General features: G+C 50.5%; 22 protein-coding genes. 11 read left to right on the top strand and 11 right to left on the bottom strand.

All coding sequences use genetic code 11. The annotated features are described in order from the left end of the window. Window positions 1-267 precede the first annotated feature (267 nt). Both BLS62_RS19855 and BLS62_RS19850 read left to right on the top strand, forming a co-directional pair. Entirely contained in the window at window positions 268-1173 is a 906-nt protein-coding gene (locus BLS62_RS19855) for a polyprenyl synthetase family protein (RefSeq protein WP_093184510.1), read from the top strand. Between the two features lie 152 nt (window positions 1174-1325). Beyond that, the gene (locus BLS62_RS19850; RefSeq protein WP_093184506.1) at window positions 1326-1538 is read left to right on the top strand and encodes a hypothetical protein; all 213 of its coding nucleotides are present in this window, start codon (window positions 1326-1328) and stop codon (window positions 1536-1538) included. 4 nt (window positions 1539-1542) lie between these two features. Here the strand turns inward: BLS62_RS19850 and BLS62_RS19845 are convergent, their stop codons facing one another. Genes BLS62_RS19845 through BLS62_RS19830 form a run of 4 tightly spaced genes read right to left on the bottom strand, consistent with a single transcriptional unit; the run spans window position 1543 to window position 3833 of the window. Beyond that, window positions 1543-2016: a YbaK/EbsC family protein gene (locus tag BLS62_RS19845; protein ID WP_093184502.1), complete on the bottom strand. Its 474-nt coding sequence runs from the start codon at window positions 2014-2016 to the stop codon at window positions 1543-1545. A 33-nt stretch (window positions 2017-2049) separates the two neighbouring features. Next, window positions 2050-2721, bottom strand: coding sequence for an alpha/beta hydrolase (locus BLS62_RS19840; RefSeq protein WP_093184499.1), 672 nt, complete (start codon window positions 2719-2721; stop codon window positions 2050-2052). Further along, window positions 2718-3152, bottom strand: a complete 435-nt coding sequence (locus BLS62_RS19835; RefSeq protein ID WP_093184495.1) for a hypothetical protein — start codon at window positions 3150-3152, stop codon at window positions 2718-2720. Before BLS62_RS19835 ends, BLS62_RS19840 begins: the two co-directional genes overlap by 4 nt. A gap of 39 nt (window positions 3153-3191) precedes the next feature. After that, window positions 3192-3833 carry a DNA-3-methyladenine glycosylase family protein gene (locus tag BLS62_RS19830; RefSeq protein WP_093184490.1) on the bottom strand — a complete coding sequence of 214 codons (642 nt, stop codon included), beginning with the start codon at window positions 3831-3833 and terminating at the stop codon, window positions 3192-3194. A 73-nt stretch (window positions 3834-3906) separates the two neighbouring features. On the opposite strand from BLS62_RS19830, the gene gluQRS reads away from it, so the two are divergent. After that, the gene (gene gluQRS / locus BLS62_RS19825; RefSeq protein WP_093184486.1) at window positions 3907-4794 is read left to right on the top strand and encodes a tRNA glutamyl-Q(34) synthetase GluQRS; all 888 of its coding nucleotides are present in this window, start codon (window positions 3907-3909) and stop codon (window positions 4792-4794) included. Here gluQRS and BLS62_RS19820 read toward each other — a convergent pair. Both BLS62_RS19820 and BLS62_RS19815 read right to left on the bottom strand, forming a co-directional pair. Beyond that, the gene (locus tag BLS62_RS19820) at window positions 4754-5716 is read right to left on the bottom strand and encodes an AEC family transporter (protein ID WP_093184481.1); all 963 of its coding nucleotides are present in this window, start codon (window positions 5714-5716) and stop codon (window positions 4754-4756) included. The two genes, gluQRS and BLS62_RS19820, sit on opposite strands and share 41 nt — an antisense overlap. 30 nt (window positions 5717-5746) lie before the next feature. Beyond that, a complete protein-coding gene (locus tag BLS62_RS19815) occupies window positions 5747-6709 on the bottom strand; it encodes an AEC family transporter (RefSeq protein WP_093184477.1) in 963 nt (320 codons plus the stop codon). Window positions 6710-6871: 162 nt separating this feature from the next. On the opposite strand from BLS62_RS19815, the gene BLS62_RS19810 reads away from it, so the two are divergent. After that, window positions 6872-8005 (top strand): ATP-binding response regulator, encoded by a 1134-nt coding sequence (locus tag BLS62_RS19810; RefSeq protein ID WP_093184472.1) that lies wholly within the window; start codon window positions 6872-6874, stop codon window positions 8003-8005. Here BLS62_RS19810 and BLS62_RS19805 read toward each other — a convergent pair. Next, window positions 8002-8604 carry a 2-hydroxychromene-2-carboxylate isomerase gene (locus BLS62_RS19805; protein ID WP_093184468.1) on the bottom strand — a complete coding sequence of 201 codons (603 nt, stop codon included), beginning with the start codon at window positions 8602-8604 and terminating at the stop codon, window positions 8002-8004. The genes BLS62_RS19810 and BLS62_RS19805 overlap by 4 nt on opposite strands. 188 nt (window positions 8605-8792) lie before the next feature. Between BLS62_RS19805 and BLS62_RS19800 the strand changes: the two genes are divergently transcribed. Further along, a complete protein-coding gene (locus BLS62_RS19800) occupies window positions 8793-9683 on the top strand; it encodes a phosphatase PAP2 family protein (RefSeq protein WP_208990977.1) in 891 nt (296 codons plus the stop codon). A gap of 66 nt (window positions 9684-9749) precedes the next feature. On the opposite strand, the gene BLS62_RS19795 is transcribed toward BLS62_RS19800, so the two are convergent. Further along, on the bottom strand, window positions 9750-10235 hold the full coding sequence (locus tag BLS62_RS19795) for a low molecular weight protein-tyrosine-phosphatase (protein WP_093189276.1): 486 nt from the start codon (window positions 10233-10235) through the stop codon (window positions 9750-9752). Window positions 10236-10403: 168 nt separating this feature from the next. Here BLS62_RS19795 and BLS62_RS19790 point away from each other — a divergent pair, with 168 nt between their 5' ends. After that, window positions 10404-10697, top strand: coding sequence for a 4a-hydroxytetrahydrobiopterin dehydratase (locus tag BLS62_RS19790; RefSeq protein WP_093184459.1), 294 nt, complete (start codon window positions 10404-10406; stop codon window positions 10695-10697). A 33-nt stretch (window positions 10698-10730) separates the two neighbouring features. Here BLS62_RS19790 and BLS62_RS32265 read toward each other — a convergent pair whose 3' ends face one another. Continuing rightward, on the bottom strand, window positions 10731-10958 hold the full coding sequence (locus BLS62_RS32265; protein ID WP_280141857.1) for a sulfurtransferase TusA family protein: 228 nt from the start codon (window positions 10956-10958) through the stop codon (window positions 10731-10733). Between the two features lie 104 nt (window positions 10959-11062). Here BLS62_RS32265 and BLS62_RS19780 point away from each other — a divergent pair, with 104 nt between their 5' ends. The 5 genes from BLS62_RS19780 (at window position 11063) to BLS62_RS19760 (ending at window position 15273) form a co-directional block, all read left to right on the top strand. Beyond that, on the top strand, window positions 11063-11626 hold the full coding sequence (locus BLS62_RS19780) for a DUF924 family protein (RefSeq protein WP_093189273.1): 564 nt from the start codon (window positions 11063-11065) through the stop codon (window positions 11624-11626). 350 nt (window positions 11627-11976) lie between these two features. Beyond that, window positions 11977-12315: a P-II family nitrogen regulator gene (locus BLS62_RS19775; RefSeq protein ID WP_093184449.1), complete on the top strand. Its 339-nt coding sequence runs from the start codon at window positions 11977-11979 to the stop codon at window positions 12313-12315. A 22-nt stretch (window positions 12316-12337) separates the two neighbouring features. Then, window positions 12338-13654 carry an ammonium transporter gene (locus BLS62_RS19770; RefSeq protein WP_093184446.1) on the top strand — a complete coding sequence of 439 codons (1317 nt, stop codon included), beginning with the start codon at window positions 12338-12340 and terminating at the stop codon, window positions 13652-13654. 146 nt (window positions 13655-13800) lie between these two features. Continuing rightward, on the top strand, window positions 13801-14751 hold the full coding sequence (locus tag BLS62_RS19765) for an ATP-grasp fold amidoligase family protein (protein WP_093184441.1): 951 nt from the start codon (window positions 13801-13803) through the stop codon (window positions 14749-14751). 156 nt (window positions 14752-14907) lie between these two features. Next, entirely contained in the window at window positions 14908-15273 is a 366-nt protein-coding gene (locus tag BLS62_RS19760) for a YybH family protein (protein ID WP_093184435.1), read from the top strand. Window positions 15274-15434: 161 nt separating this feature from the next. Here BLS62_RS19760 and BLS62_RS19755 read toward each other — a convergent pair whose 3' ends face one another. Further along, a complete protein-coding gene (locus tag BLS62_RS19755) occupies window positions 15435-16253 on the bottom strand; it encodes an ABC transporter permease subunit (RefSeq protein ID WP_093184430.1) in 819 nt (272 codons plus the stop codon). Between the two features lie 122 nt (window positions 16254-16375). Then, window positions 16376-17263, bottom strand: a complete 888-nt coding sequence (locus BLS62_RS19750; RefSeq protein ID WP_093189271.1) for a cation diffusion facilitator family transporter — start codon at window positions 17261-17263, stop codon at window positions 16376-16378. Between the last annotated feature and the right edge of the window lie 129 nt (window positions 17264-17392).

Below are 17392 nucleotides of genomic sequence, written 5' to 3'. Positions count from 1 at the left end.
AGGGTGCCTTATTGCAAGGTCATCATTACATAACCTTAGGTAACTTTCGATTTAACCTAATGAAAAAACCTGTCACAATGCAACTCCACGGGAAATCTCACTTGCATTTCACTAGGTAGAAAATACGTAGGGCCCTCACAGATCCTTAGTAATTTGCTTGACCTCCGCGAGAATTCAGGACACACGAACACTAGGCTCAGTGCTTCATTAGAATGCACTTTTATTGTTCTGCTGTACTTTAGCTTCTTCTTTTTAGGATGTGATCCTGTGTCAGTTGCTCTGAATTTGGTTATCACCGAAACCGCTCAGTCTCTTGAAGAAACACTCACTGCTCTTCTAGGCAAAACAGTCCTTCAGGAAGAAGTAGCTCGTCCAGAACGCTTGCTGGAAGCTATGAACTATGCGGCTCTATCTGGCGGAAAACGTCTTCGCCCGGTTCTGCTGGTAGAAACAGCTCGCATGTTTGGACATGCAGACAATGGAACGCTGGTGGCAGCTTCTGCTCTGGAATGCATCCACTGCTATTCTCTCGCTCATGATGATCTTCCCGCAATGGATGATGATGACGTGCGCAGAGGTCGCCCAACCACACACAAAGCCTTTGACGAAGCCACAGCCATTCTTGCAGGTGACGCGCTTTTAACAATCGCATTCGATTTCATCGCTGATGAAAGTGTTCATCCAGATGCCGCAATCCGCCTGCGTTTATCGCAGGAACTTGCACGCGCTTCTGGTATTGGCGGAATGGCAGGCGGCCAGATGCTGGACCTTGCCTCCGAACACCGTGACCGCACCGAAGCAGAGATCCGCCAACTTCAAGCCATGAAGACTGGCGCCCTCATTCGCTATGCGTGTCGTGCAGGTGCAATTCTGGCAAATGCTTCAGAAGATGATATTGCCCGCCTCACCCGCTTTGGTGAAATCATCGGCCTCGCCTTCCAGATGGCAGATGATCTTCTGGATTTAACGGGCGATGCAGAGATTGTTGGCAAAGCGACAGGCAAAGATGCGGAAGCTGGCAAGGCAACTCTCGTCAGCTTGCTGGGTGAAAACCAAACCCGTCAGGAACTGTCTCGCCTGATCAACGAAGCAGATGAACTTCTCGAACCCTACGGCGAGAAGGCCAACACCATGAAGACATTGGCGCGTTACATCGCAGACCGCGAAAGCTAAGCATTTCCTGCCAGCTTAAAAGCAACTGCAGTACCCTGAAATCTGTGTCCATGATTTCAATATAAGCATTTGTGATCAATAAATATTCTCTTTGACCTTCGCCGTTTTCCTAAGGATATTCGATCCTGACGAAGATGAACGGGAGGTCACCCATGGATCATTATATGATGATGGAAGGGTTTGCACTTTGGCAGATCGTCATCATGATTGTTTGGATATTCGCTTTTGCTATTCCAGTTGCTCGTATTCTGAACCGCTTGGGCTTTTCGCGGCTCTGGACAATTCTAGCCTTTATCCCTCTCGTCAATCTGATCTTTTTATGGGTCCTCGCTTACACTCACTGGCCAGTGGAAGACAGGTTATAACCCATCACTTGACGCTGATGATGCGGTGAGTCCCAAGGATATCCGGCAAGTTTCCCGGCATCATAAACACCGCACTCGGCGTGCCAGCAGCGGCCCAGATTTCGTCAAACCCAAGCAGATCTTCATCCACATAGATCTCAATTTCCTGCTTATGGCCCAGCGGCGGAATGCCTCCAATGGAAAAACCCGTCACAGCGCGCACATATTTTGCATCTGGCCGTTCAATTGGTGCGCCCAAAAAACCCGAGATCGCCTCTTCGTTCACACGATTGGTGCCACTGGCCAAAACCAGAAGAGGCGCATCCGTCTCCATATTTTTGAACACCAGAGACTTCACAATCTGCGCCTGATTACAGCCCAGCGCGTGCGCTGCTTCCTCGGCTGACCGACTGGATTCTGGCAGTTCCACCACTTTCAGTCCCAAGCCACGCTCATCCAATAGGCTTTGAAACTGTTTGGCCCGCTTACTCTGCAACATAAAACCCCTCCTCGGCAGCCCGTCCATATTCAATTAGGCCGCGCTTTTATCCATTTCAAATCGCTGACGAAGAAATTTGAGCGCAAATGCTTCAGCTTCCTCATCTATCGAATGCTCCAGCTCTTCAATCATATGCGCTTCCACGTCAAACCCAGCGGATTTCAATACACCTTCCGCAGCTTCCATATACATCGGAGCAACAACATCATCATCCGCGCCCTGCAACAGCATTACGGGTGGACGCACCAGCATCTGCTCAATTAGGTTAGAGGGACCACCGAGAACACCGGAGAAGCTGAGAAGACCAGCAGGTTCCACATACCGCCGCGGCCCCACATGCAACGCCACCATTGCGCCTTGAGAGAAACCACCAATCACCATGTCACGATTATTGAGGCCGTAATGCTTTAGTTCCGCATCCAGCGCACGGTTGATCAACGGCGCAGCAACCTGCACACCATCCCAAACCTCACGTGCATCAAAGTCCATAGCAGCAAACCACTGCCGCCCTTCCACCCAATGCGCACAGGGTTCAGGCCCGTTGAGGCAGACGACAGCCGTTCCCGGCAACCCATCCCGCAAAACACGGCCTGTCGGTTCCATGTCCCCCGCATCACCACCATAACCATGCAGCAGAACCAGCAGCTTTCGTACAGGCGCATGGCCCGGCTCTAAACGGATGCAGTCCAGTTCACTCACACTCATTCCGCCTCTTTCATCGCCATGTGTCCGGCAAGGTCGTTGAGCAAGCCACCATCCAACAGGCCTTGCATGGCCTCACCGTCATAGTAACGCTCTTCAACAATCTTACCAGTATCCCAGCGCTGCCAGCTCAAACCATCAATCTGGCGAGCAACACCAGCGCCATCTACAAAACTGCTGAGATTACGGAACGCACACAATCCACGTTTCTCATCCATCACCACATCTTCGATCTTTCCCATGATGGATTGCGCCGCAGAAATGAACGGCTCTTGCTTGGCGCGGCCTTCAACAGCCCCACTCGCAAACAAAACGTCATTGGCAAACATCTGCACAGAGGAGCCAAAGAATGTATCAAACGCCTCCAGCGGTTTCCCATCTCGAAGCAGGGCAATCTGAGTCTCTACGGCCTGCACAAAACCTTTGGTTTCCATCGGAAAAGCTCCTCTTCAAATAATCTGACTAGCAATAACTTAAACCGGCAGTGTCTCTCTGCCTTGTTTCATCACGCGATAATATGCCCAGAACAACCGGGCAGCTGTTCCGCGGTGAGGAGACCACGCTTTTGCAATCTTTTCCAGCACCTTACCTTTCGGGCGGTCTTCCAACCCGTAGGCATGTTGCACAGCAGCCTGAAGCGCCACATCCCCAATGGGAAACACATCCGGGTGCCCGGCGCAAAACAGGAGAAAGATATCCGCAGACCACGGGCCAATGCCTTTGATCTCGCAAAGCCGTTTATGCGCCACCGTTCCCGGCCAGTTCACTGCTTCATCAAGTACCAACCCAGCTTTCAGCTCTCCCGCAATCGCCTTCAGCGTCCGCAGCTTGGCGTTGGAAAGACCCACACCCAGCAAATCTTCATCACTCTTGGAAAGCAGCACATCCGGCTCAAACGGCACCACCAAGGCATCCAACCGCGCCCAGATGCTTGCCGCCGCTGCCACAGAGATCAACTGCGCCACAACGATATTGCATAGGCCAGCAAAATCAGCAGTCCGCCGCCGCAAGGGCACATCACCGGCAATCTCGCGGACATGAACCAGCCGCTCATCCAACAAAACGAGCGCAGAAAGTTCCCGCTCAATATCCTCAAGCGTATCGATAGGTTTCAACGCCCCCTCCTCAAGCTGACAAAGATGCTCTAATAACGTGTGAGTCATTATTCCAAGTAGAACCATTTCGCAAATGAACTTGCCTGTCTATCGCTTTGCCCCCTCTCCCAATGGCCACCTGCACCTTGGCCACGCCTATTCGGCTATCCTCAATCAGCGGGCCGCTCAAAAATACGGCGGTAAACTCCTGTTGCGCGTCGAGGATATCGACACAATCCGCTGCACGCCTCAGCTTCAGGCAGACATGCTGGAAGACCTGCACTGGCTTGGTATTCAGTGGGAAGAACCTGTTCGCAAACAGTCAGAACATTTCGAGGACTATCAATGCACTCTTCACAAGCTGGAAGAGAGAAGCCTCGTTTACAAAGCCTATCTCACCCGCGCCCAAATCAAACGTTTCGTAGCTCAGCAAGATGCAACAGGCACCCCATGGCCAAGAGATCCAGATGGCGCACCGCTTTACCCCGGTGATGACAAAGTTCTCAGCGCACAGGACCAGCAGGAGCGCCAGAACTCTGATGCGCCTTATGCTCTACGCCTGAATATGGAAAAAGCCATCGCAGCAGTTGGTCAGCCGCTCCGCTGGCAGGAAGCCCGCACTGGCAAAATTCAAGCCGACCCGGCCGCTTGGGGAGATGTGGTTCTGGCCCGCAAAGATACGCCAACCAGCTATCACCTCTCGGTCGTGGTGGATGATGCATTACAAGGCATTACGCATATACTGCGCGGAACAGACCTCTACCATGCAACCAGCGTACACCGCCTGCTGCAAACACTGCTGAACCTGCCAGAACCACTCTACGAGCACCATCACCTGATAATGGGAGCAGATGGCCGCAAGCTTGCCAAATCCGCCAAGGACACCTCCCTGCGCGAACTACGTGCAAGCGGCGTAACGCCTGCTCAAATCAGAGAAATGCTCAGTAACCCTGCATCTGAACAAACCACAGCCAGAAGCTGATTGAAAACACAGAGATCGCTGTGGTGATCGCAATCCCGTTGGTGGACATGGCGTGCCCTGTTCCAAACTGGTTTGCCATGATGAAGGAAAACACACCGGTCGGGCACGCTGCAATCAATGTTGCAACACCAACCCACATGGGTGGAAGACCAACAACATACGCAGCCATAACAAACACGACCAGTGGCATCACCAAGGATTTAAAGGCCGCCAGCACTCCACCAATGGCAAGGTTTCCACGAATACCGTAGCTCACCATACTCATGCCCACAGCCACCAGCGCAACGGGAGACGCTGCTTTGGCCAGCGGTGTTGTCACCTGCTCCACAACGCCCGGCAGTTCAAAGCCGGAGACGTTCCAAAGCAACCCACTCACCACCCCATAGAGGATAGGATTGGTCACCAGCCCTCTGCCGACTGATTTCAGAAGCTCACGTTTAGAGCGCGGTGCTTTGTGTCCATCAATCACCACAGCCCGCTCCATCAGCACGGAGGCAGTCAACGCCGTCAACGGTGCATGGAACACAATCAGCAGCGAAATCAGAACCGTTCCTTCAGATCCATAAACCGCGTCAATCAGCGGAATGCCAACCAAAACGGTATTGGAGAAGGAAGCAGTCAGCCCGCCAATCACAGCGGCCCGCGCTTCGCGCTTAAAGACAACGCGTACGAACAACCCACCCAAAAACGCCATAACAGCCATGGAACTGTAATAGGTTAACCAGTAACCCCATGGAGAAATGCCGCTCAGGTTCGCAGAACCAAGACTGCGGAACAGAAGGATGGGAATAAGCAGGCTCACACAAAACTTGCTCAGAATATCGCCGAGGCTTTTATCAAGATAGCCAATTGCAGCGACGGTATAACCAATGCCAACGAGCGCAAAAATGGGGAAGACAACGAAAAAAACCTGAACAATCATGGGGATCTCAAATGATAGGGTGTGATCTCTTTAGTACCCCAGATAGTTCAAAACCCAAAGCCAGAAACTCATTGTGATTATTGAGAAAATCGTCGTCAGGCTAATGGAGTTCGCACTCATAGCATGGCCGGTTCCAAACTGACTAGCATATAGGTACGCCACCACCCCGGTTGGGCATGCTGCTGCCAGTGTAGCGACTGCAACCCAATACGGAGGAAGCTGAAAAATAGAGGCTCCCAACCCCAACACCAATGCAGGCATCAGCACAACCTTCAACAGGCTCAACACACTGCCAATCGCAATATTCCCGCGCACGCCATAGTTCAGCAGGCTCATCCCAACCGAAAACAAGGCCACAGGACTTGCAGCTTTCGCCAATGGATTGAGCACCCCATCCACCAACATAGGCAGCTCGTAACCAGAGAAGTTCCAACTCACACCCAGCAGAATAGCAATCACCAAAGGGCTTTTGATCAGCGTATTGAATACCGAGCGCATCACCTCATTCATAGGCCGCGCATCCTGATAACCGTCCACCACAACAGCCCGCTCCATCGCCAGCACAAACACCAATGTCACAGATGGCGCATGGATGGAGATAATCAGTGAAATCGGGACCAATGCCTCCGGCCCATAGGCGGACGTAATAACCGGAATACCCACTAAGGACATGTTAGAGAACGCTGCAGAGAATCCACCAATACAAGCTGCCCTGGCTTCTCTGCCAAACACTTTGCGAACAAAGAAACCACCCAGAGCGGCACAGATGGCAAGCGCGGTGTAGTAAGTTCCCCACAATGACCACGGACTGAGACCAGCAAGATCAGAGGTTGCCAAGGTTCTGAAAATCAAAACAGGAATGAGAACAGTTATACAAAAGGTGCTCAGGTTGTCGCCGACCTGCTTATTCAGCAATCCGGCAAAGCCAAACCCATAACCAACTCCCACTGTCGCAAAAATCGGAAACACCACTTGTAGAGTACTGAACAGCATTCCAATATCGCTTACCTGTTGGAGTATTGACCCGCCCCCTTGTACAGACCATGAGCCTGCAAGTCGCAAACCAAAATCTCGGTGGATTTTGACCAGAACTGAGAGAACTTTTAACAGCAGTGTTTTAGGCTCACTCCCAAGGGTTCATCAAGGAGTTATCTCATGTCTGCGCCAAAACTAATCCCTCAGCAAGAAATTGCGAGATTGGTGCACGATCTGAAAACACCATTGGCGGCTATGCACACCGCAGCGGAGCTGATCAGCAACGATCCTTTGACACATACTCAGCAACATCACCTCACAACGCTGAAAGACGAGATCTGCAATCTCCAAGAGCTGGCAACGATCATCCTGCACGCGCAAACGGCAACACCATCAGAGCAAGATGCACCAATCAGTCACAGCCATGAGCGACCAGCAAGGTCTGTTCACGAGCAACTGAGACATATAGTGGATCTGTACGCACCTCAGGCAAAGCACGCTGGATTGAACTTCGTCCATCGTTGGTCCACAGACGCCATGTCCGCCTATGCAACCAATGCCAACGCGTTGCAACGCATTCTCGGTGTCTTGATCGATAATGCAATTCAACACACAAATGCTGGAACGATCACCCTCAGCGCACATATCAAATACACCGATCACCAACCACATGTTGTGGTGGATCTGAAGGATTCGGGTTCCGGCCTCACCACAGAACAGGCAGGTCTATTGAATGCCCCTTCTCCCTCCAGCAGTGAAAATGGCAATGGCATAGGCCTATGGAGCACACGCTGCCTCGCCCGCGAGCTTGGCGGCGATATGCGTCTCATCAAAAACTCGGAGTATGGAGCTTGTTTTGAGATTCTCCTGCCACTCCATGAAACCACAAAGAGCCAAAGCACGAGCGCTTCGCAGGCAGACCAAAACCGAAACCTGAGAACACCCCTCAAAGGATCAGTTCTTGTGGTGGACGACAACAAAGCCAACCGACACCTGCTGGAAGCTGTTTTCTCGTCTTTTGGTCTGGATGTGAAAGAAGCGGCCAATGGCATGGAAGCTCTACGGATTCAGAAAGAAACCCCGGCAGATCTGATTTTTCTGGATCTCAACATGCCGGAGATGAATGGATCTGAAACCCTCAAGCAAATGATGCAGAATGGCGACAAGAAACCCAAAGCCTATTTCGCAATCACCGCAAGCGTACCGCCTGAACAACGCCCGCAGTTACTGCAGGATGGCTTCACCCAGATTTTGGAGAAACCCGTCAATCCGCCAGCGCTGTATAGCATCTTGGAAAGCGCTTTGAGACCCTAGCCAATCCGCAAAAACGAAGCGTCCAGCGCTTCATCAAGGCGATCATTGCCCCAATACAACTCACCTTTTTCGGTGATCATACTCGGCGCTCCAAACACACCCATAGCTTCAGCTTCTGCAACAGCGGCCCGCAAGCCAATCTTCACTTCCGTCGATTCAGTTTGGCGCATAATGTGGTCCACATCCAGATCCAGCTCTCGAAGCAGCGCAATCATAAGCTCCTGCTTGGAGATATCCTCATCCAACGCAAAAGCCATGTGAAACACTGCACGCGAGAAGGCCCCGATCCACGGCTCTTTACGTCCCGCGAACGCAATGCGCGAAGCAAGAAGGCTGTTCTGCGGAAAGATACTTGGCTTTTCCCAAGGCAACCCGAGGTTTGCAGCGGATCGCGCAACGTCTCGCCACATGTAGGCCCCTTTTTTGCGGTTCTCTACAAAGGGAGAGCTCTCCAACCCCTGACGCTTAAAAATTGGCCCGAGCAAAAACGGACGCCAATCAACATCAACGCCCCTGTCTTTCGCCAGCTGCTCAATGCGGGCGGCGGTCAGATAGGAATATGGACTGGCAAATTCATAGTAAAACGCAAGCCGGGGCATTTTATCTCTTTCTGATCCAATCAGCCGCAAAAAAACCGGGCATTTCAAAACTCAATAACTCACAGCTTGCATAAGCCTATGCAAATCACCAATTTAATTATCGGTACATACTGCTGGGTACTAATAGGAACTCAATACACCACATTGGCGCAACCGGTAAAACCGAGTATACCGCCAAAAGCGAACGCATGAGAACGCGGCAGACTCCAGCAGCCCTCACAAAGAATTCAGGAATTACCGTGGTCCAAACCCGCTCGAAATCATCATTCATCAAAACAATTTCAGAGTTCTGCGCCAATCGCCCGTTTTCTGCAACGCTGATATTTATCCTCACCGTTACATTCGTGTTCCTGACAGTTCCAGCGTTAGACATCTGGATCACGCGCCTGTTCTACGCGGGGGATCATGTCTTTCCAGCCGCACGCAGTCCGTTATGGAATAAAGTCCGATATCTGGGCGTTCATCTCATTCAATGGGCCGCGGGTCTGGCTCTGTTCGTGATGCTGTTCAAGCTGGCATTCCCAAAACTCAAAGCCCTCATGGATCTGCGCGCACCTATCTTTATGCTCTCAACGCTGATCATCGGGCCGGGTATCGTCACCAACGCGATCCTAAAAAACAACTGGGGTCGCCCTCGCCCGCGCAGCACGGAGATATTCGGTGGGGACCTGCCATTTGTCGGCGTCTGGGAACCAACAAACTATTGCGATACCAACTGCTCATTTGTTTCTGGAGAAGGGTCTGCCGCATTCTGGCTGTTTACACTGGTGTTTATCGTACCAAAAAACTGGCGCATTCCAGTCGCCTCAGTCATTGCCGTGCTCTGTACTATTTTTTCAACCAACCGTGTCGCTTTTGGGGGGCACTTCACCTCAGATACCCTGCTCTCCTGGGGCATCACCATGCTCGTTATCCTAAGCGTGCATTGGTACCTGTACAAACGCACGCCAGTTTGGGCACAGCCAGATAATTTGGATACATCCTTCACCAAGGCTGGAATCTGGCTGCATTCAAAAATTGGCAGCACCGCATGTCTGGCTGCAAAAAGCACCAAGAGCTTCCTGCGTAAATTCCACTAGTGACACAAACAAAAAAGCTCCGCACATCATTGCGGAGCTTCCCATTATAAGCAGATATGGAGACACCTAGATCTCGGTAGGCTCCATTTCCTCACGAATTTCCTGAAGCAGATTATAAGTTCCATCGCGAACCAAATCATAAACCTCATCAAATCCTTCATTCCCACCGTAATACGGATCAGGCACATCCTTCTGCACATCCTCAAGCAACAAACGCACTGTTGCCGTGTGCAGATAAGGCGCTTTGGCCTGAATACTAGAAAAATTCGTCGCATCCATCGCGATGATGTAATGGAACTTCTCAAAATCATCCTCACCCAGCTGCCGCGCTTCCTGATGAGAAATGTCGATACCGTGCTTCTTCGCTGTCTGAATACTGCGAATATCCGGGTTTTTGCCGCGATGCCAGTTTGCGGTGCCAGCTGAGTCCACATAGATCTGCTCTTCTAGACCAGCCTGCTTCACCTGATGACGAAATGCGCCTTCCGCCAAAGGCGACCGACAGATATTGCCAAGACAAACAAACAGAACGCGACGCTGCAACAAAACCACTGCTTTCTCCCCAATTGTTCGATCATTACCTACCCCAAGCAAAATAATTGCTCCAGATTTTCTTCCAGTTCCACTCAAATTTCCATGGGTTTTATGAGCTAAGGAAATACAATAGGAAAAACCTAGAAGATCTGACACCTCTCCCGCAATTAAACGAAGGGTGACCCCATGCCAGAACCACTCGGCCCAACTGCAAAAGATCAATACCTTGTAGAATTACCGCATTGGACCTTGTCCGAAGATGGCAAGACGCTCCAACGCACCTTCACATTCAGATCTTTTGCGAGAGCATTCGGTTTCATGACCAGTGCGGCCATACAGGCAGATAAGTTGGATCACCATCCTACCTGGACCAACACCTACAACAAGGTGGAGGTGTTACTAACCACCCACGATGTAGGCGATGTGACAGAGATGGATTTTAAGCTAGCGCGGAAGTTCGACAGGCTCTACGAGACATAAATCCCGCCAGCTGCACAAATCAGGTAAATCAGCTCAGCATTCAATCTTGAACTGACGCACGTCACCCACCATCTTAACGTCGATCAACACATGCCCGTCTTCTTGGCACATATGTGGAATATCGATCGCAGACATAGGATCAGTCGCCTCTACGAGCAACTGGTCTCCCTTTTCCATGCGTTTCAGATGCTTGCGCGTCTTCATCACTGGTAAAGGGCAATTGAGACCTCTCAGGTCAAGAAAAATAGTGTCTTCGGCCAAGTGTTTCACCCAAAGCAGAATATGTGGCAGAGTGTTTTGATGCTGAGCTACCGAATTTTGACACAACAGTAAAGCTATTATTGGGGGATAGGACATTGGCGCTTATGGAACTGGACAAAACAGTCAACACAAACAGAGCTCTGGAAATTCTGGAATTTTGGTGGAATGCTGGCGGCGCCAAATGGTTCAACGGCGGCGCAGAGTTCGACAACGAAATCCGCGAAAAGTTTGAAGATGACGTTGAAGCTGCGGGCCGGGGCCAGTACGATAAATGGACGGCAACCCCACACGGTGCGCTGGCATTGTTGTTGCTGCTGGACCAGTTCCCACGCAACATCTTTCGCGGCTCAGCCAAGGCTTTTGCATTTGGTGACAAGGCCGTCGAAGTGGCACAGGAAGCGCTCAACAACAAATTCTATGCTGCCTACCCAGGCGGTTATCGCTCGTTCTTCTTCCTGCCCTTTGAGCATTCAGAGGAAATGGATATGCAGGACCTCAGCGTTGACCTTTTCAAAAAACATTGTGATCAGGACACCTACCATTACGCCTTGATCCACATGGATGTGATCCGCCGCTTTGGCCGCTTCCCTCATCGCAACAAGACATTGAGCCGCGAGACAACTCAGGCAGAACAAGACTTCCTCGACGCAGGCGGCTTCAGCGCCTAAAAATTAGCCATACATTATTTTGAACACATTTTAGGCAGCTCTCATTACAGGAGCTGCCTATTTTATTATCAGCCCATAACCTTCGAAAATTAGCCAACTTCACTAAGTTTTTGAAATTCTAGATTCAATCAACCAACAGAAATCATTATACTATTTCAACTTTGACTTGATTAAAAATTACGTAAAAATCAGTAGTCCCGAAAACTGGCACGCTCCTTGAATATGAGGGGTAAGCGTGCCGGCCGGGCATTCTACAAGACAACCTGAAAATCAGGGCGCTTTCCCGGTCCCAAAGAGGCTTCAGACCCTCTTTACGGCGCAGTCGATGACAAAGGGGAACGGAATCTGACATGAAAATTGTAATTGCAATTATTAAGCCCTTTAAGCTGGACGAAGTGCGCGACGCACTCACCAGCGTTGGCATTCAAGGCCTCACAGTTACAGAGGTCAAAGGCTACGGACGCCAAAAGGGTCACACAGAAATTTATCGTGGCACAGAATACGCCGTCACCTTCCTCCCCAAACTAAAGGTGGAAGTCGCAGTGACTTCCGACATGGCGGACAAAGTCGTCGAGATCATCAGCTCCGCTGCAAAGACCGGCCAGATCGGTGACGGCAAAATCTTCGTTTACTCCATTGAACAGGTCGTCCGCATTCGCACCGGCGAATCTGACGCAGACGCAATTTAATTATCTTATGGGGATAGAGAACATGAAACGCTCCACCACCCTTGTTGGCGCAACCGCACTTCTGGCGCTGTCAGCACTCCCGGCTATGGCAGAAGAAAAGTACGCACTTGCAGCAGACACCGCCTACATCTTCAACACCCTGCTCTTCCTCATCGGCGGCTTTATGGTCATGTGGATGGCAGCCGGCTTCACCATGCTGGAAGCAGGCCTCGTCCGCACCAAAAACGTTTCCATGCAATGTCTGAAAAACATCTCGTTGTATTCCATCTCAGGCCTGATGTTCTGGGTTGCGGGCTACAACCTCATGTACACAGGTGTTGATGGTGGCTTCATAGGCTCATTGGGCACTTACTCATTTGATCAGGTGGGCGGAGATTCCCTGAATACCGGCTACTCAACAGCCTCAGACTGGTTCTTTCAGATGGTATTTGCTGCAACAACAGCCTCCATCGTTTCCGGCACAATGGCAGAGCGCGTTAGATTGTGGCCCTTCCTCCTCTTCACAGTGGCCCTCACTGGTCTGATTTATCCAACCATCGGCTCCTGGGAATGGGGCGCAGGCTGGTTGGACCAACTGGGCTTCTCTGACTTTGCAGGCTCAACAATTGTTCACTCTGTAGGGGGCTGGGCTGCTCTTTCCGGCGCGAATATCCTTGGCGCACGGAAAGGCAAATATGGTCGTAATGGTCAGGTCAACGTTATGCCGGGCTCGTCCATGCCATTGGCGGCACTGGGCACTTACATCTTGTGGCTCGGCTGGTTCGGCTTCAACGGCGCATCGCAGCTCGCAATGGGTACGATCAGCGATATCACAGACGTCTCCCGCATTTTCGCCAATACAAATATGTCAGCAGTCGCAGGTGTTTTAACCGCAATCGTCCTCACTCAGCTGCTCTACAAAAAAGTTGATTTGACCATGGCCCTCAACGGCGCACTGGCCGGTCTGGTCTCCATCACGGCTGAGCCACTGGCCCCGACTGTGCCACAAGCCTTGCTCATTGGTTCTGTTGGCGGCGCAATTGTCGTGTTTGCCGTGCCACTCATCGACAAAATGAAAATCGATGATGTTGTTGGTGCAATCCCGGTTCACCTCCTCGCAGGCATCTGGGGAACTTTCATGGTTCCATTCACCAACTCAGATGCATCCTACAGCATCCAGCTCCTCGGCATTGTTTCCATCGGCGCCTTCGTCTTTGTAGCCTCAAGCGCAATTTGGCTGCTTATGAAAATGACGATTGGCATTCGCGCCAGCGAAGAACAAGAAGCCCTCGGCCTTGATAAAGCAGAAGTAGGTGTCGAAGCATATCCAGAATTCGGAGCTGGTTCGCAGCGTCTCTAGTTTTTAGATCAACAAAAAACACTCATAAGACACGAAGGCCCGGCATTCCTTGCTGGGCCTTTTTGCACTTCACCGCGATTTTTCAGAATGCCAAATTCCCACAACACGCTCTAAAAAATGGAGAACAGGTTTGTGAGGATTTATCGATGCTTTCATATTTCGAACAAAAAATTAGAAGTAGGAAAAACAAATTTCTTAGTTCAATCTGGCCAACGCCTTTTCTGTTTCAAAAAAAGCCCCTAAAGAAATCCGGCATAACGCCAAATATTTTGCAGCCTCAGGATTACCGGGATTTAGTTCTCAAAACCATGGCTTTCCCGGATAATGAAGCCCGCGCGATTGTCTGCGATAAACTGGCACTCCGAGGATATGTAGAAGAAAAATTGGGCGACGGATATTTGCCAGATCTCATTGATGTTTGTGAGCATTTTGAGGAGCTTAAACTCCACGAGTATCCAGTGCCGTTTGTGCTGAAACCAAATCACGCAAGCGGTTGCCTGCATCTTGTTTTCTCGGCAGAAGACCTTGCCGAAATTGATGAGGAGACAGAGTGCTGGATGGAATATCGGCATAATGAAGCAGTAGAGTGGGTCTATCGTAATATCGAGCCAAGATACTTTGTTGAAGAAATGCTTTGCGACAACAACAATCACCCTCTTCCAGATTACAAGATCACATGCTTCTTCGGCGAACCAGTTATGATCTGGAAAGATACTGATCGCTTTGGAACTCACTACCAGGATATATTTACACCGGAGTGGGAACCGATCAAAGCGCAACTGCTTTATCCCGGTAGCCCAGACATAAAACCTGACAAACCTAAAACCCTTGATCGAATGCTAGAGATTGCTCGCATACTTTCCAAAGGTTTCAGTTTTATTCGGGTCGATCTGTATTCAGATAATGAGAAAATATACGTGGGAGAACTCACCAGCTTCACTGAGGCAGGTAACTTTGTTTATAGCCCCAGAGATTTCGACCAGCATCTTTACCAGCTCTATCTGGAACATCGTGACAGATGGATCAGTAAACAACGGAAACACTATAAAATCAAAGCAATGCAAAAGCTTAAGAAAGCTGATACCCCGTCTTACTAGTCGGTTCAAATGCGCCCACCACATTTGAAAGACGGACTTCACCATTCATAGGTGGTAGTTTCAGGAATGCAAAACACGTCCATATCAAATCAAGACTCGCTCTTCATTCTGCATCCAAACAAAGGGGCGCAAGCGCCCAGGGTCTGGAGCTGGACAATGAAGACTGACGTCGGAGCAGCAGTAAAAGAAGCAAGCCAGAAGTGGCAGTCCGCATTTAATGCGGGTGATGCTGAGGGTTGCGCAAACTGCTATGAGGCCAACGCTATTATGGAGGCTAAGCCATTTGGAACCTACCAAGGCCGCGCTGAAATTCTGGAATTCTGGAAGATGCTCATTCGGGAAGGCTTTGCAGAGATTGAGTACATCAATCCCAAAATCGTTGCGGCAGGTGAAACCTCAGCCGTTTTGTCTTCCGAATGGAAAATGAACAAAGCCAGCGGAACAATCACGAAGGAGCTTTGGGTCATGCAACCCGACGGCACAGCTCTTCTTCGGGAAGATTACTTCAGCGCCGCATCCTAACCTATCTTGGCAATGCACTCTGGCTCAAACCTATAAAAGCAGAAGGCCCGGCAAGCTGCCGGACTTCATCATAGATATAGCCCTATTCAACTCATGACAGCAAACTCGATATAGAATGAGTTAAGGACCCTTCTGCTTCAAAAGGCAGGCTCCCAGAAGGTTCAATGACGACCATCTGTCAGGCCTTTCACAAACGCTTTTTGACAAAAGATCACGAGTAAAATTGGCGGCAACATCGCCAATACTGCAAGCGCTAAGCCTTGCGGACCAGTTCGCCCGATCAAACTAAGCCCCTGCACCAGCGTCATTCGAGATTCCTCACTCGATACCATAATCGGCCATAGATACTGGTTCCATCCTTGCACAAACATAAGCAGCCCAAGCGCGGCAATCATAGGAGCTGAAGAAGGCACCAGAACATCCTTCAGGAACTTGATCGGACCAGCTCCATCAATTCGCGCCGCCTCGGACAATTCGACTGGAATTCCCAAAAAAAACTGGCGGAAGAAGAACGTTCCAACAGCAGAGGCCAACAAGGGCAGCATCAAACCCGGATAGGTGTTCACCAAACCCAGCTTGCTGATCACCGCATAGGTCGGCAAAAACCGGGATTCTAAAGGCAGCAGCAGGCTGCACAAGATCACCCAAAAGAAAAACGTACCAAAGCGAACACGGAAGAACACAAGAGCATAGGCAGCCAACAGAGACACCGTCACCTTAGCCAACGCAAATCCCAAGGCGAGGTAGAGCGAATTCAGCGCCATACTCAATCCTGTCACACTCTTGGAAAATCCCCGTCCTTCAAACAGCACCGCGCCATACACCTCCGCAGCATATGGACCCGGAAGGAACTGAAGCCCATCCTTCCCGAGTGTCGCGCCGGAATGCGTTGAAGAAAACAACGTAATAGCCACGGGACCGACAATAACAGCCACACCAATGAGGAGAATAAGATGATCGAAAAAATGTTTAGTGCGCATATGCATCTCTGACTGGAGGGATCCGTTCCAGAGAAGGCGCTGCGAGACGCTTAACCTAAAGAACGCAGAATTTACATAAATAACGTAAAACTACGCACGTAACCACGCAAGCCTCTAAGCTCTTATAAAACAACAATTCCTGAGTGTTTAGCGTGATTTTCCGGTTCAACGTGAATCGTAACCCGCGCACCCGGCATCTTTGCGGCAATGCCTTCTTCAATGCGATCACAAATCGCATGCGCATCCAGCACACTCATTTCACCCGGCACAACGAGGTGAAAGTCGACAAAGGTCACATGACCAGCGTGACGCGTTCTAAGGTCATGCGCTTCCAAAGCCCCATCGCCGTACTCGGAAATCAGAGCGCGAATAGCAACCTGCTCTTCTTCTGGGGCCGCTTCATCCATCAATCCACCAACGGATTCCCGCATAAGCTTCCAACCGGAGAACATGATGTTCACTGCAACAATGCCAGCGAGGATCGGGTCAAACATCTGCCAACCCGTTGCCCACACAAGCGCAATACCAACCAGAACCCCAACAGAGGTATACACATCCGTCATAATGTGCCGCGCATCTGCTTGAAGCGCGGGCGATCTATGCAACCGGCCAATGCGCATCAAGGCCATAGCCCAAACGCAGTTGATAACCGATGACAGGAAGTTTAGCCCAATACCTTCAAAGCTAACGGTCAGCTCATACGGCTCTGTCAATCCCGTGTAGACTTTGCGCAGAATAAGGATCGCAGCCAAGACAATCAGAACGCCTTCCAAAACGGCGGCGAAATACTCAACCTTATAGTGCCCGTAAGGATGGTTTTGATCGGCTGGTTTTCGTGCCAGATACAAAGCTCCGGCAGCCGCACACGCACTGGCAATATTGATAGAAGTTTCAAGGGCATCGGAGTAAAACGCGATAGAGCCAGTCAACACAAAGGCAAAGTATTTCAGCGTAAATACCAATATGCCAATGATGATGCTGCCCAGCGCAAAGCGCATGCTCTGGTCCATGTACCACGTCCACCTTAATTCAAACTCGACGACTTCTTTGAAAGTCTGCGTCATTTATCAGGTTTCATTGGCATATTAAACACGGGAGCGCACCCGAATAGGAAGTTTTTATGCCTAATCGCTAATTCT

The sequence above is a fragment of the Pseudovibrio sp. Tun.PSC04-5.I4 genome (assembly GCF_900104145.1).
Classification (GTDB): domain Bacteria; phylum Pseudomonadota; class Alphaproteobacteria; order Rhizobiales; family Stappiaceae; genus Pseudovibrio.
The sequence above is the reverse complement of the archived record's forward strand: the minus strand, read 5'-3'. Positions and strand labels throughout refer to the sequence as shown.

What these genes read in the sequence shown, in the direction of transcription:
- BLS62_RS19850 (WP_093184506.1), top strand. Translation starts at nt 1,326, where the DNA reads ATGGATCATTATATGATGATGGAAGGGTTTGCACTTTGGCAGATCGTC.
- BLS62_RS19845 (WP_093184502.1), bottom strand. Translation starts at nt 2,016, where the DNA reads ATGTTGCAGAGTAAGCGGGCCAAACAGTTTCAAAGCCTATTGGATGAG.
- BLS62_RS19840 (WP_093184499.1), bottom strand. Translation starts at nt 2,721, where the DNA reads ATGAGTGTGAGTGAACTGGACTGCATCCGTTTAGAGCCGGGCCATGCG.
- BLS62_RS19835 (WP_093184495.1), bottom strand. Translation starts at nt 3,152, where the DNA reads ATGGAAACCAAAGGTTTTGTGCAGGCCGTAGAGACTCAGATTGCCCTG.
- gluQRS (WP_093184486.1), top strand. Translation starts at nt 3,907, where the DNA reads ATGAACTTGCCTGTCTATCGCTTTGCCCCCTCTCCCAATGGCCACCTG.
- BLS62_RS19820 (WP_093184481.1), bottom strand. Translation starts at nt 5,716, where the DNA reads ATGATTGTTCAGGTTTTTTTCGTTGTCTTCCCCATTTTTGCGCTCGTT.
- BLS62_RS19815 (WP_093184477.1), bottom strand. Translation starts at nt 6,709, where the DNA reads ATGCTGTTCAGTACTCTACAAGTGGTGTTTCCGATTTTTGCGACAGTG.
- BLS62_RS19810 (WP_093184472.1), top strand. Translation starts at nt 6,872, where the DNA reads ATGTCTGCGCCAAAACTAATCCCTCAGCAAGAAATTGCGAGATTGGTG.
- BLS62_RS19805 (WP_093184468.1), bottom strand. Translation starts at nt 8,604, where the DNA reads ATGCCCCGGCTTGCGTTTTACTATGAATTTGCCAGTCCATATTCCTAT.
- BLS62_RS19800 (WP_208990977.1), top strand. Translation starts at nt 8,793, where the DNA reads ATGAGAACGCGGCAGACTCCAGCAGCCCTCACAAAGAATTCAGGAATT.
- BLS62_RS19790 (WP_093184459.1), top strand. Translation starts at nt 10,404, where the DNA reads ATGCCAGAACCACTCGGCCCAACTGCAAAAGATCAATACCTTGTAGAA.
- BLS62_RS19780 (WP_093189273.1), top strand. Translation starts at nt 11,063, where the DNA reads ATGGAACTGGACAAAACAGTCAACACAAACAGAGCTCTGGAAATTCTG.
- BLS62_RS19775 (WP_093184449.1), top strand. Translation starts at nt 11,977, where the DNA reads ATGAAAATTGTAATTGCAATTATTAAGCCCTTTAAGCTGGACGAAGTG.
- BLS62_RS19770 (WP_093184446.1), top strand. Translation starts at nt 12,338, where the DNA reads ATGAAACGCTCCACCACCCTTGTTGGCGCAACCGCACTTCTGGCGCTG.
- BLS62_RS19765 (WP_093184441.1), top strand. Translation starts at nt 13,801, where the DNA reads ATGCTTTCATATTTCGAACAAAAAATTAGAAGTAGGAAAAACAAATTT.
- BLS62_RS19760 (WP_093184435.1), top strand. Translation starts at nt 14,908, where the DNA reads ATGAAGACTGACGTCGGAGCAGCAGTAAAAGAAGCAAGCCAGAAGTGG.
- BLS62_RS19755 (WP_093184430.1), bottom strand. Translation starts at nt 16,253, where the DNA reads ATGCGCACTAAACATTTTTTCGATCATCTTATTCTCCTCATTGGTGTG.
- BLS62_RS19750 (WP_093189271.1), bottom strand. Translation starts at nt 17,263, where the DNA reads ATGGACCAGAGCATGCGCTTTGCGCTGGGCAGCATCATCATTGGCATA.